9 protein-coding genes and 1 pseudogene are annotated in these 13,496 nt (G+C 45.0%); 4 read left to right on the forward strand and 6 right to left on the reverse strand.

The window, feature by feature from the left end:
* The first annotated feature begins 168 nt into the window (after positions 1-168).
* The 3 genes and pseudogenes from pheT to L0M98_RS02730 all read left to right on the forward strand — a co-directional run bounded on the left by pheT (position 169) and on the right by L0M98_RS02730 (position 3,757).
* A complete protein-coding gene (gene pheT / locus L0M98_RS02720; protein WP_227214866.1) occupies positions 169-2,619 on the forward strand; it encodes a phenylalanine--tRNA ligase subunit beta in 2,451 nt (816 codons plus the stop codon).
* A gap of 97 nt (positions 2,620-2,716) precedes the next feature.
* A pseudogene (locus L0M98_RS02725) lies at positions 2,717-3,223 on the forward strand (septation protein IspZ); the annotation flags it as partial.
* Positions 3,221-3,757 (forward strand): NUDIX hydrolase, encoded by a 537-nt coding sequence (locus L0M98_RS02730; RefSeq protein WP_227214991.1) that lies wholly within the window; start codon positions 3,221-3,223, stop codon positions 3,755-3,757. The pseudogene L0M98_RS02725 and the gene L0M98_RS02730, both read left to right, overlap by 3 nt.
* Before the next feature lie 269 nt (positions 3,758-4,026).
* Here the strand turns inward: L0M98_RS02730 and L0M98_RS02735 are convergent, their stop codons facing one another.
* From L0M98_RS02735 to L0M98_RS02750, 4 genes are all read right to left on the reverse strand, one after another.
* Positions 4,027-4,248, reverse strand: a complete 222-nt coding sequence (locus L0M98_RS02735) for a DUF2795 domain-containing protein (protein ID WP_009135471.1) — start codon at positions 4,246-4,248, stop codon at positions 4,027-4,029.
* A 163-nt stretch (positions 4,249-4,411) separates the two neighbouring features.
* Positions 4,412-6,199 carry a chloride channel protein gene (locus L0M98_RS02740; protein ID WP_099292693.1) on the reverse strand — a complete coding sequence of 596 codons (1,788 nt, stop codon included), beginning with the start codon at positions 6,197-6,199 and terminating at the stop codon, positions 4,412-4,414.
* A gap of 24 nt (positions 6,200-6,223) precedes the next feature.
* The gene (locus L0M98_RS02745; RefSeq protein ID WP_186975653.1) at positions 6,224-7,336 is read right to left on the reverse strand and encodes a DUF4831 family protein; all 1,113 of its coding nucleotides are present in this window, start codon (positions 7,334-7,336) and stop codon (positions 6,224-6,226) included.
* Between the two features lie 11 nt (positions 7,337-7,347).
* Positions 7,348-8,880, reverse strand: a complete 1,533-nt coding sequence (locus L0M98_RS02750) for an NAD(P)H-hydrate dehydratase (protein WP_227214868.1) — start codon at positions 8,878-8,880, stop codon at positions 7,348-7,350.
* 115 nt (positions 8,881-8,995) lie between these two features.
* Here L0M98_RS02750 and L0M98_RS02755 point away from each other — a divergent pair, with 115 nt between their 5' ends.
* On the forward strand, positions 8,996-10,555 hold the full coding sequence (locus tag L0M98_RS02755) for a peptide MFS transporter (RefSeq protein WP_227214869.1): 1,560 nt from the start codon (positions 8,996-8,998) through the stop codon (positions 10,553-10,555).
* Positions 10,556-11,272: 717 nt separating this feature from the next.
* Here the strand turns inward: L0M98_RS02755 and L0M98_RS02760 are convergent.
* Together L0M98_RS02760 and pepT are read right to left on the reverse strand one after the other, a co-directional pair.
* A complete protein-coding gene (locus L0M98_RS02760) occupies positions 11,273-12,145 on the reverse strand; it encodes a DUF3078 domain-containing protein (RefSeq protein ID WP_227214870.1) in 873 nt (290 codons plus the stop codon).
* 96 nt (positions 12,146-12,241) lie between these two features.
* Entirely contained in the window at positions 12,242-13,465 is a 1,224-nt protein-coding gene (gene pepT / locus L0M98_RS02765) for a peptidase T (protein WP_227214872.1), read from the reverse strand.
* Between the last annotated feature and the right edge of the window lie 31 nt (positions 13,466-13,496).

The following is a 13,496-nucleotide window of genomic DNA, read 5'->3' on the forward strand; positions in this document are numbered from 1 at the left end:
GAGCTAGTGGCACTAGTCAAAGATAGTGATTAGAAATTAAGAGTGTAGAATTTGAAATAAAAGAAGTGTTGGCAAGTGGGGAGAAATCTAAAATCTACAATCATTAAATCTAAAATGGATAGAGGGAGTTCAATCTAAAATCATAAACCTAAAATCTAAAATTAAAACATGAACGTATCACTGAACTGGTTGAAAGACTATTTGAAGATAGACCAAAGCACTGAAGAGATTTGCAAAATACTGACAAGTATCGGACTTGAAGTAGGCGGCTACGAGGAGTTTGAGGCCGTGAAAGGAGGATTAAAAGGGCTGGTTATCGGTAAAGTACTGACTTGTGAAGAACACCCTGATTCTGACCACTTGCACGTGACCACGGTTGACCTCGGAACGGGAGAACCGGAGCAAATCGTGTGCGGTGCACCCAACGTCGCTGCCGGACAAAAAGTAGTAGTAGCTACTGTCGGTACAACCCTCTACAAAGGTGACGAAGAGTTCGTGATAAAGAAATCAAAAATCAGAGGAGTTGCCTCTAACGGAATGATCTGCGCGGAGGATGAAATAGGTATCGGCGAATCGCATGACGGAATCATGGTATTGCCGGAAGACACCCCTGTCGGGATACCCGCGGCAGATTATTTCAACGTTTACCGGGATACCGTTATCGAGGTGGATATCACCCCGAACCGTATCGACGGAGCCTCACACCTCGGTGTAGCCCGGGATTTGGCAGCCTACCTGCAACAGACACAAGACATATGGTACGCACTTCCTTCCGTGGAAGGCTTCAAGCCGGACAGCACGGGAGCCAAGATATCGGTACGTCTGGAAAGACCGGAAGCCTGCCGTCGGTATGCCGGAATCTGCATTGAAGGCGTTCAAGTAAAACCCTCTCCCGAATGGTTACAGAACCGGATGAAAGCGATCGGGTTGCATCCCATCAGCAACATCGTGGACGTGACAAACTATATCCTGTTCGGTCTGGGACAACCCCTGCACGCTTTCGACAAAGATAAAGTAAAAGGAGATGAAGTGATTGTCAAAAGTGTTGCCAAAGGCACGAAGTTCACCACACTGGACGGCGTGGAAAGAGAATTGCACGAGGACGATCTGATGATCTGCAACAGCGAGGCTCCCATGTGTATTGCCGGAGTATTCGGGGGACAGGAAAGCGGTATCTCGGAAACCACGACGAACGTATTCCTTGAAAGTGCTTGTTTCGATCCGGTATTCGTTCGCAAAACGGCTCGTCGCCACGGCTTGAACACGGATGCATCTTTCCGTTACGAACGGGGAACAGACCCGAATATCGTGATTTATGCCTTGAAACTGGCAGCCATGATGATCAAAGAAGTAGCGGGCGGAAAAATCACATCCGACGTGATAGACATCTACCCGACACCCGTGGAAGATTTCGAGGTGACCGTGAAATTCGACCATATCGACCGTCTGATCGGTAAAAAAATAGATCACTCCGCCATCAAAAACATCCTTCGTTCTCTCGAGATGAAGATCGTGAAAGAAGACGAAGAGGGTATGTTATTACATGTCCCCCCCTACCGCGTGGACGTGAAACGGGAAGCCGACGTGATCGAGGACATTCTTCGCATCTACGGCTTCAATAACGTGGAAGTACCCAATAGCGTGAAGTCCACGTTAAGTTACAGCGAAAAACCGGATGATTACCAATTGAAAAATATCATTTCCGACCTGTTAGCCGCCAACGGATTCAACGAAGTAATGAACAACTCGTTGACCAAAGCCAGCTATTACGAGGACCTCACCTCCTTCGACCCGACACGGACGGTCATGCTGTTCAACCCGCTCAGCGCCGATTTAGGAGCCATGCGCCAATCCCTGTTATTCTCCGGGTTGGAAAACGTAGCGTACAACATCAACCGGAAGAACCACAATTTGAAATTGTTCGAGTTCGGGAAAGCGTATACCTTCCACAAGAAAGAAGGTACCGACGATCCTCAAAAGCAATACAAAGAAGAAAATATGCTTTCTCTTTTCATCACGGGTAATAAAAATATCACGACATGGAACGCCAAAGAAGCCAAAACAGACTTCTTCTACCTGAAAGCCTATTGCGAAATGATATTGAACCGGCTCGGGTTGCAACCCGATAACTTGAAAATAGAGGCAAGCGACCGGGATATCTTCCGCGAAGGATTGACTTACAAGGCAGGTGACAAACATATTGTTTCCATGGGTATCGTGAGCAAAACACCCTTGAAGAAAACGGATGTAAGCCAAGAAGTCTATTACGCTGAATTCTCGTGGGAAAATATATTGAAAGCGATCAAAAACCAAACGGTCACTTTCGTGCCGCTACCGAAATTCCCTTCCGTGAAACGTGACCTTGCCCTTTTACTGGACAAGAAAGTGACATTCAAAGAAATCAAGGATACCGCTTTCCGCACGGAAAAATCTTTCTTGAAATCCGTCACCTTATTCGACGTTTACGAGGGCGAAAAACTAGGTGCCGACAAGAAATCATATGCCGTAAGTTTCACCCTGCTTGACGAGGAAAAGACGCTCACCGACAAACAGATCGACAAGATCATGAACAAGTTGATGGGAACTTACAAACACCTCTTCAACGCTGAAATCAGATAGTCACAAGTTAGCAGGTTACAAGTACAGGCAAAGCCTCTAACTTGTAACCTGCAACTCCCTATCATTTTCAATTTTCAATCCTCAATTTTCAATTGTTATGCGTTCCCTTCTCCCCTCTTTTGTACTGATTATCCTGTATTTCATCGCCGAAGAATTTTTTGGCCCGCGAATCGGTTTGATTGCCGTCATCATACTTGGTGCCGGAGAATTTTTCTACTCGTGGATAAAAGAAAAGAGAATAAACAAAACGACTCTCGCCAATACCCTATTTTTCATCGCTTTGGGAGTAATCGCCGTGTTATTGGAAGGAACATCTTTTGAAAGAATACAACAAACCATCGTGGAAGCCGCCATGTGTGTATTGTTAGGCGTTTTCGCTTTCACGAAAGCCGACATGACGAAGACATTGCCCGAATCATACCGGAACACCTTACAAATCACCCCGGAACAGCAACAAGCCATGCACAGGATGCTCGGATTGTTATTCTATCTACTTGTCATTCACACGGCTGTCGCTTTCGCTTCTGCCTTTCTCTGTAATGAAGAAGTACACGGTTTTATAGAAGGACCGTTATTATACATCCTGCTCGCCTTATTCTTCCTGACCTTCTTTGTCAAAAATCGTCTTCTAGCCAAAGCGGCACGTGACGACGAATGGTTGCCCGTGGTCAACGAGAAAGGGGAAGTTGTCGGAAAAGCCACCCGCCGCAGTGTACACTCCGGTTCCATGCTCCTCCACCCGGTAGTCCATCTCCACATCATGAATAAACAAGGAGATATCTACCTGCAAAAACGAAGCATGAAAAAAGACTTCCTGCCGGGTATGTGGGATACAGCAGTCGGCGGACATGTCGGGTTCGGGGAGAAAATTGAAGATGCCTTAAAACGGGAAACACAGGAAGAACTGGGAATCACTAAATTCAAAGCCCGGTTCCTCGGTTCTTACGTGTGGGAAAGTCCCCGAGAACGCGAACTCGTGTTCTCGTTCCTCTGTACCGCACACGACGCCATAGACATCCATAACGAAGAAGTTGACGAAGGACGTTTCTGGACTCGCGAAGAAATCGAGAATCCTGCCAACACCTCCATATTCACCCCCAACTTCTTGCACGAGTATCACCGGTTACTGAAAAAATAACCTTACACTTGCAAAGTTGTTGCACGCCCCGTTCTTCCCCCTTGCCTACCCTCAAAGAGGCTATATTTACATAGCATAAACACATCATAAACGCAAGTTTACGTTCATGCTACGTCCATGATACGTTCATGCTACGTCTTTGAGGTTAAGCAAGGGTAGCGTATGGTTCTGTAAAGCACGGAGAATCCCACAACACATGCAAGGAAGATTATACAAAAAGGATTGTCTAATTTCTTAGACAATCCTTTTTTATTCATTACAACCATCAATTAATACTCATCCTCGTTAAAGAAGAAATCATCTTTACTCGGATAGTCCGGCCAAATATCTTCAATACTCTCGAAAATCTCCTCGTCATCTTCAATATCCTGAAGATTTTCAATCACTTCCATAGGCGCCCCAGAGCGAATGGCGTAGTCGATCAACTCATCTTTTGATGCAGGCCAAGGTGCATCTTCCAATTTTGAGGCTAATTCCAGTGTCCAATACATAGTTATATCGTTTATATAGTTTTTTCTATTTTGCCGCGAATATATACTTTATTTCTAATAATACAACCTCTTTACAATATAGAAGGAATTATTTAGAAACATTACAAGTAAAATATTTCACTCACTAATAACGGGAATACGGCTAAATAGTTACATATAAATTCTATTCATCATCAGAGAAGTGAATTAACACTTTACGGTAAGTATTGAATATCTTTGCTTTAGACACGAAACCGAGATATTGATGATCTTGCAAAACTGGCAAATTCCATGCCCCGGAATCCTCGAACTTTTTCATGACAACCTCCATCGAATCATTGATATCAATCACCACGGAAGGCGTCGTCATAAAATCCCTCACGTAAGTCTTGGAATACATATCCTGATTGAACATCACCTTACGGATATCGTCCAATAACACGATGCCCAATAATTGCTGTCGATCATTCAACACGGGGAACAAGTTCCGGCTCGATTTGGATACGACTTTTACCAGATCCCCCAACGTGGCATCCACCCCGATGGTTTTAAAATCCGTTTCCACGACCTTGTTCAACTTCATCAAAGTCAACACGGCCTTATCCTTGTTGTGAGTCAGTAAATCGCCTTGTATAGCCAACCGACGGGCATAAATAGAATAAGGTTCCATGCCTTGACTCGTCAGATAAGAGATAACTGACGTCAGCATCAACGGCAGGAACAAAGCGTATCCCCCCGAAATTTCAGCGATCAGGAACATCGCCGTCAAAGGTGCTTTCATTACTCCCGACATCGTGCCCGCCATACCCGCCAACACGAAATGACTCGGTTCCACGTGACGGATACCACTGAGGTTTATCAACATGGCAACCAAGAATCCGGCAACACCACCCGTGAACAAACTCGGCGCAAATACACCACCTACTCCACCGCTACCATTCGTCAGTGCCGTGGCGATCACCTTCACGAAAATCAAACCGACCACGAAAAGAATCAACATCAACGTACTATCCCGAAAACCGAAAAAATACGTGTTATTCAATAATTTATCGGAATGCCCAGCCATCAAATCATCCAACGCCGAGTAACCTTCACCGTATAGCGGGGGAAAAATAAAAATCACCACTCCCAATAACGCTCCACCGATAGCCACCCGTTTCCAGATATTTTTCACCCGCCCGATCAACTGCTCTATCCGGATATTCATCCGAACGAAATACACGGACAATACCCCGGCAAAAACACCCAAAATAACATAGTACGGGAAATTAGCCATCACGAACTTATCGGTAATCTGATACGAGAACACGAAACCGTCGCCCATCAGGAAGAAAGTCACGACATACGAGGTAATAGCGGTAAACATTAAAGGTACTAACGAAGCCATCGTCAAATCAAGCATCAGCACTTCCAGCGTGAACACAATTCCGGCAATAGGAGCCTTGAATATTCCGGCAATAGCACCGGCCGCACCACACCCGATCATCAATGTCATTACCTTATAGTTCATCCTGAACATACGCGCCAGATTCGAACCGATCGACGCCCCGGTCAATACAATAGTTGCCTCCGTTCCGACAGATCCACCGAACCCGATAGTCAATGTACTGGCAATCATAGAGGAGTAATTGTTGTGCGGTTTTATCATACTATTCCGACGAGAAATAGCGTACAAAACCTTCGTCACCCCGTGACTGATTCCCTCTTTCACGAAAAATTTCACGAACAACGTCGTGAGCAGAATACCGATAACAGGGTACACGAAGAAAAACAAGCTACCGCTATCCACCTGCATCCGTTCCGTGAAGAACACGTGAGTGTAATGTACCATATTTTTCAACACCACTCCCGCCAACCCGGTTACAATACCCACCAAGATACTCAAGATCACGATGAACTGTTTCTCCTTAATATTGCGAACACGCCACACCAAGAATCTCCCAAGTAACCCCTTATCGCTTACCTCCGCCATAAATAGAATTGTAAATACCTGAAATTATTTTTTTATCACACTTTTCAACGAACCGTATAGCGGATAAAATTCAAGGGCAATCCCCTCGTTATTGATCACATCCAACGGGAATTGCTTGATCACGCCTAACTGTGGAATAACACCGCTTACCGTCATCAGTACTTCTTTACCTTTCAAAAGGTAAATGTCAGCGGTTGCCGGCTCTCTGTAAAACAACGAGGGAACCGGACGGGCAGACTCTTTTTGCGGTGCGTCTTGTTTCCGTACCAACAAATTACGAAGTTCCACAATATAAGGCTGTGCCGAAACATTATTCTTAGCCGTTATCCCGTCTTCCGCGGAAAAACGGAATAAAACAACAGCTTCGTCCGCTTTCTCGGGTACAAAGGTAAATGTACGAACAACTTTACTCCGCACCTTCTTACCCATGAAAAGACTCATATAATCCTGTTCCAGTTTATCCAACGCTTTTAGAGCCTCGGCAGTAGCCGTTCCGTTGGTTAAAAGTTCCAATCTCTTTTTCCGTATGGCAAATAAATCTTCCGTGATTTCGCTCACGTAATCTTTTTCTTCCTTCAGCACATGACGCTCGATCGGATCCCATACTCTACGAATCTCTCCCTCTACTTCCATCTCCGTGAAATTGGAATCCAACACCTCTTTTTGCGTGGAACGCAACCCGAAACGCACGTAATCAATATCGGCATCCGCGGCTTCTTTATCCGGCGCGTACACCATTTTCCCGTCGTGACTATTATTGGTAGCCCCGCTTCCCAATCCGGCCAAAAAACCTTCCGGGGTCACGTTGACCGTTATCGAATTATATTCACCTGCGGCATTCAGCGTGTACATCGCTTTGGTATCCGGCAACGCTTTCGGCACGAAACGGATATTCTTGATCGTCCATTCCTCTCCCGGCGTCATGATTTCCGGCTGCACCCCCAATTGCTGCATGGCATATTTACGGAAAGGTCCCGGCACAGCCTCCACACACTCCATCGTGACCACTATATCATAACCGATCTTCGGCAAGGCATAATTCACAGATACAGGAGTCGTCAATTCTCTCTTCTTCTGTCCTAAAACAGACAGGGATACTAATCCCATCAACCCGATAATCAATAAAAGTCGTTTCATTTCGTTTATCACTACTTAGCAATATTATATGTTTCCAACGTTTTCCACACCAACCCCAGCTTATCCGCGATGTCGCCCGCCCGGACTCCCCTCATTCCAAATTCCGCGGCTGCCAGATCACCCGCCTTACCGTGCGCGTAAACACCGATAACGGCTGCATCCAACGGCTCGTGTCCGCTTGCCAGCAACGCGGCAATGATTCCGGTCAACACATCTCCCGCCCCTCCTTTTGCCATTCCCGGGTTTCCTGTCATATTAAAATAACAATTACCGTCGGGAGAGGCTATCACCGTGCGCGCACCCTTCAATACTACATACAGTTGGTGTAGACCTGCAAAGGTGCTTAATTTATTTAATCTATCAAAATCATTTTCACTTTTTCCTGCCAATCTCTCGAATTCTTTCGGGTGAGGCGTCAACACGGCTCCCCGGGGTACCATACTCAACAATTCTGCGTCGGCAGCAAGCAGATTCAAGGCATCGGCATCAATCACCATTTTCCCCCGCCATGCCTTCAGCAACCGACGCATCCCGTACCTCGTCACATCACTCGTCCCTAAACCGGGTCCGATCCCGACGGCCTGCACCCTAGACAAATCGTTCACGCCCGAGAAACAGTAGGCACTCGAGTCCACTTCCACCAATGCCTCGGGCACGGCAAAATGGATCATCTCTTTCACGGAACGAGGCACATGCACCGTCAACAATCCCGTTCCCGAACGAATGGCTCCTCTTGCCGCCAAAACGGCGGCTCCCGGCATCGCGGGAGTCCCCGCTATTAATAAGGTATTCCCCAAGGTCCCTTTATGCGAAAACTTCTCCGGCATCAGCAAACGGGAAGCCACCGCTTCCTCGGTCAAAAAATAATAAGAAGTATCCCGTTCCCGCAAAATACCCGGATGCAAATGAATATCCAATACCTCTACTTCCCCGACATACTTCCCGTTCTCCGGGAACATGAATGCCAGTTTAGGAAATTGAAATGTAAAAGTGTAATCAGCCTCCACGATAGCCCCGTCATTCTCCCGGTTATCTTCACCGAGTAAACCGGAAGGAATATCTATTGCCACAATTGTATTAGGCAACTCGTTCACCTTTCGAATGACATCCCCCAAAAATCCGGTCACCGGACGATTCAACCCGGCACCGAAAATCGCATCAATAATAACACTGTTTTCATCCGGCAGAAAATCTTCCGCTTTTTCCACCTCGATACACACTCCCCCGTTTCGTACAAAACGCTCCCTGTTCACGGCACAGTCGGGCGATAATTGCTTCCCCGGACACAAATCGAACACCTTGGTTATCAACCCTTTTTCATTCAACAACCTAGCCACGACATACCCGTCGCCGGCATTATTCCCGCTCCCCGCCAGAATGTTAAAAATATGACCACGTGAAAAAAAAATCAATAATTTTTGTGTCAATAAACTAGCCGCCCTTTCCATCAGATTCAACGACGTTATCGGCTCATTCTCAATCGTATATTCATCCAATTCCCGCAGTTCGGATGTCTTGAAAATTTTTCTATATTCGTTCTTCATAACAGAGTTCAAACGTTTTCAAGGACTAAAGATAAAAAAATAAATTATATTTGCGTGCTGTTAGCGTGAATGAAATAATTTTAATATTAATCAATACAAATCAAAAACAAAAGTTATGTTTAAAAATCATCCTAAAGGGTTGCTTACCGCGGCTCTAAGTAATATGGGAGAACGTTTCGGCTACTACATCATGAATGCCGTACTCGTGTTGTTCCTATGTTCTAAATTTGGTTTGAGTGAAGCTGCCAGTGGTACTATCTACTCTTTCTTTTACGCCGGTATATACATTTTAAGCCTTGTCGGAGGTCTTATTGCTGACCGCACGCAAAACTACAAGGGTACCATTAAGACCGGTCTTGTAATTATGGCATTAGGATACATTATCCTGTCCATTCCAATCCTCGCTACCGCGGCAAACACGACTTGGTTGTTGACGCTCACTTGCGTTGCCCTGTTCCTCATTGCCTTCGGTAACGGTTTGTTCAAAGGTAACTTGCAAGCTATCGTGGGTCAGATGTACGATAACTTCGAGGCAGACGCCGCCAAACAAGGTCCGGAAGCTCTCAAAATCGCGAAAGACAAGCGGGATTCAGGATTCCAAATCTTCTACGTGTTCATCAACGTGGGTGGTTTGATTGCCCCGTTCATCGCTCCGGTTTTACGCCAATGGTGGTTGGGAACAAACGGATTCACTTACAACGCGCAACTCCCGGCACTTTGCCACGAGTATATTAACAACGCTGCCGCTATGGCACCGGAAGCTCTTGCCAACTTACAACAACTTATGGTTGCTGCCGGTGGAGCCGTTTCCGACCTGACCGCATCTTGCAGCCAATACCTGCAAATTTTCAATGAAGGTATTCACTACTCATTCATTGCATCTGTTGCAGCCATGCTTATCTCTCTTGTAATTTTCTTTATTTCACAAAAGACTTTCCCGAATCCCGCGAAAAAAGCTACAACTCAAAGCGTAGACTACACCCCGGAGGAGAAAGCTGCTATGGCTAAAGAAATTAAACAGAGAATGTACGCGTTATTTGCTGTTTTGGGTATAGTTATTTTCTTCTGGTTCTCATTCCACCAGAACGGTATGTCACTTTCATTCTTCGCCCGCGACTTCGTGGATTCCTCTGCAGTCGCTCCTGAAGTATGGCAAGCAATCAACCCCTTCTTCGTGATTGTCCTTACCCCCATTATCATGGCTATTTTCGGGGCTCTCGCAAGACGCGGTAAAGAAATTTCAACTCCCCGCAAAATCGCTATCGGTATGTTCATCGCAGGTATGGCCTTCTTGTTCCTTGCAATTTTCTCCTTGATGAAAGGTTATCCTTCAGCAGATTCATTCAAATTACTGCCTATCGCGGAGCAAATGGCAAGCAAGGCTCACTGGTGGGTTCTTATCGCCACTTACTTCTTCTTGACAGTTGCAGAGTTGTTTATCTCTCCTCTTGGATTATCCTTCGTGTCAAAAGTTGCTCCCAAGAGCATGCTCGGTTTATGTCAAGGTCTATGGTTAGCGGCTACAGCTCTCGGTAACCTTCTGCTTTGGATTGGTCCCCTTATGTACAACGCATGGCCAATCTGGCAATGCTGGACTGTATTCTTAATCGTATGCCTTGTATCCATGGGTGTTATGCTTGGTATGGTAAAATGGCTTGAAAGAGTTACAAAATAAGCAACAACTTTATTCATATAAAAAGAGGCTGCACGATGCAGCCTCTTTTTGTATCTTTATAACCGCCGTAACAGTTACGGCGGTTACAGAATAATAATTATCATTGTTGGCTTTCCGGTTCGCATGAACAAGTGTAATCCTATTGAAGAGCCACTGTAAAACCGCAGTAAAGTTACCTTTCTTACCAATATCGCTCCGTTCGTGCATTTATGTTGCTCCATGTAAGATAGGGGCAACATAGATGCACGAACACCTCAAGCACGGTAAAAACAGTAGCTTTAGGGTTATTTCTCTTTGGCTTTGCGGTTAAAGTAAGGATAATTAAACACGATTATTGGACTAATCAAGCCACTCCCTTGTATTTAGATTGCTCTAAAGGACAGACATATTTAATAAGAGTACATTATTGCCTTACTTCCCTATGATTATTCATTCAGTTCATATCGTCATTCTCGTATAGAATTAATAGGCTTTTTCGATGCGGCATATAATAAAATTCCTTCACCTACTGTTTCAATTGAAAGTCTGCAAGAAACAATTGAGCTATTGCAAGAAAAAAACAAAAAACTAAAAACAGATTTAGCAGCATCTGAAGCAAAATTGAAAAACATTTCAATGATTATAAATGATATAAAAGAAGACTAGAAAAAAACGTGGAATACGGTGCCTTGCAAGCATTCCGTATTCCACGTTTACACAAAATCTTGGTTAATCTTCCTAGAAATGAATCTGCAACCCCACTCCCAACACTTCTTTAAACTGAACCCGCGGTCCGGCGGTTCCGTCTTTCTGCGCGATCTTCACGTCATTATCATACAGCAAGTTGGTAGACAACGTGGTTGAAAACCATTTATTGATAGCCATATTCAACTGCACGTCCCAACGGACATCAATATTCTGCGGATCTTCCAAGTAATTGGAATACAATTCCAAACGGGAATAAATCGTCATGTTCTGCAAAAACTCGTAGTTTACTTCGGCCTTCAAGTTGGCACCGAACTCTGATAGCAAATGTTTTCCCTTGTCCACGCCAAAAGCACCTTCATCCGACAGGCGTTTATTTGCCACGATAGTTCCCCGCCACGAAGCAGGAGTAATGGTCGCCGTAAATATTTTATTCGGACTCCACGTGGCACCGACTCCAATCACTAAATACCCGGGCGCCAAGAATTTAGATATAAAATCAGAATCCTCGATGTTATAATCATAACCCTTGGCAAACTGCGTGTTAAAGTTCAACAAGGCACTCCAGTACCAAGCTTTATACATCTGATAACCGTATGTAGAGGCGAAATAGATCTTATCGTTTGTCTTCCGGGCGCTTTTCCCGTCATTCTTGGTCAAACCGTATCCCAATTCCAAACGATTTTGCCATAATTGACGATCGCGTTTAAAATCGGCACTGTACGTTATCTGGCTATCAAATGCCATCGCGGACTCACCTCCGGCAGACCAACTACTCAAGCTAACCTGTGTCAATTTCAACCCGAAATATCCCGCTTTAGTCCAAGCCGTATCCCTTACGGGCTGCGCATCCAATTGCCCCCATCCCAACAGGAACAAGGCAATACATAAAAATCCTCTCATCATATTCTTTTTAAATAATTCGTGATATAATTCTACAAAGTAACTTTATCACATGAAACGTGAAACAATGAAAATTTGTTACACGTTAAGTTCATAAACTCAAACTTTAGCACAAAATTCGGATATCTTCACGATCAATTTAACCGCATTCTCCATGGATGACACGGGAATATACTCGTAACGCCCGTGAGAATTATGTGCCCCGTTAGACAAATTCGGGGTGGGCAATCCCATGAAAGACAATTTCGAGCCGTTAGTGCCTCCCCGGATAGGCACAAACAAAGGTTTGATACCTAACTCCACCATGGCCTGCTTGGCAATATCCACGATGTACCGTACAGGTTCAAGTCGTTCTTTCATGTTCGCGTACTGATCCTTCATATCCAACAATACCGGCAAATCGTATTTTCTGGTAAACTCCCGAACACCGTTCTCGATTACCCCTTTGCGCCACTCGAAAGTTTCTCTATCAAAATCACGAATCAATATTTCAAGTACCGTTTCTTCCACGGTTCCTTTTATGGAATAAATATGGAAAAAGCCTTCGTAACCGGAAGTATACTCGGGAGCCTCCTTTTTCGGCAGACTTGCCATGAACTCGTTGGCTACCTTGATAGAATTAACCATCTTGTTTTTAGCGTAACCGGGGTGGAAATTCCTTCCCTTGAACGTCAAGCGAGCCAAAGCCGCATTAAAATTCTCGTATTCCAATTCCCCGATCTCACCCCCATCCAAGGTATAAGCGAACTTAGCCCCGAATTTCTTCAAATCAAAATGATCAACTCCTTCTCCAATCTCCTCGTCCGGGGTAAAGCAAACGGCAATTCTCCCGTGTTTGATTTCCGGATGCTGAATCAAATACTCCATCGCCGTCAAAATCTCGGCAATACCCGCTTTATCATCCGCACCCAAAAGGGTATTCCCGTCCGTCACAATCAAATCCGTCCCCACGTAATTCTTCAACTCGGGGAAATCATCCGGCGACAAAGTAAACCCTTTTTCTTTATTTAAAAGAACATCTGTACCCTTGTAGTTCCCGATTATCTGTGGTTTCACGTGTTTACCCGTCATATCCGGGCTAGTATCCATGTGGGCGATAAACCCGATAGATGAACACTCCTTGTCCGTGTTCCCGGGCACAAATCCCATCACATACCCGTAATCATCTACTGACACGTCCTGCATACCCATTGCTTGCATCTCCTCTGAAAGAAGATAAGCAAATTCCAATTGTCCCGGTGTGCTCGGAATCAACCCGGTTTCCCGATCCGATTCCGTGTGTATCTTCGCATACCTGAGAAAACGCTCAACTACTGGCAACATAAAACAATTTTAAATTTTAGACTTTAAATTT

Origin of the sequence: Butyricimonas sp. DFI.6.44, assembly GCF_022132345.1 — a bacterium.
Lineage (GTDB): Bacteria > Bacteroidota > Bacteroidia > Bacteroidales > Marinifilaceae > Butyricimonas > Butyricimonas muris.

Bases quoted from the DNA above. Each gene is read 5' to 3' on its own strand.
- pheT (WP_227214866.1), top strand. From the start codon at position 169: ATGAACGTATCACTGAACTGGTTGAAAGACTATTTGAAGATAGACCAA.
- L0M98_RS02735 (WP_009135471.1), bottom strand. From the start codon at position 4,248: ATGTATTGGACACTGGAATTAGCCTCAAAATTGGAAGATGCACCTTGG.
- L0M98_RS02740 (WP_099292693.1), bottom strand. From the start codon at position 6,199: ATGGCGGAGGTAAGCGATAAGGGGTTACTTGGGAGATTCTTGGTGTGG.
- L0M98_RS02745 (WP_186975653.1), bottom strand. From the start codon at position 7,336: ATGAAACGACTTTTATTGATTATCGGGTTGATGGGATTAGTATCCCTG.
- L0M98_RS02750 (WP_227214868.1), bottom strand. From the start codon at position 8,880: ATGAAGAACGAATATAGAAAAATTTTCAAGACATCCGAACTGCGGGAA.
- L0M98_RS02755 (WP_227214869.1), top strand. From the start codon at position 8,996: ATGTTTAAAAATCATCCTAAAGGGTTGCTTACCGCGGCTCTAAGTAAT.
- L0M98_RS02760 (WP_227214870.1), bottom strand. From the start codon at position 12,145: ATGATGAGAGGATTTTTATGTATTGCCTTGTTCCTGTTGGGATGGGGG.
- pepT (WP_227214872.1), bottom strand. From the start codon at position 13,465: ATGTTGCCAGTAGTTGAGCGTTTTCTCAGGTATGCGAAGATACACACG.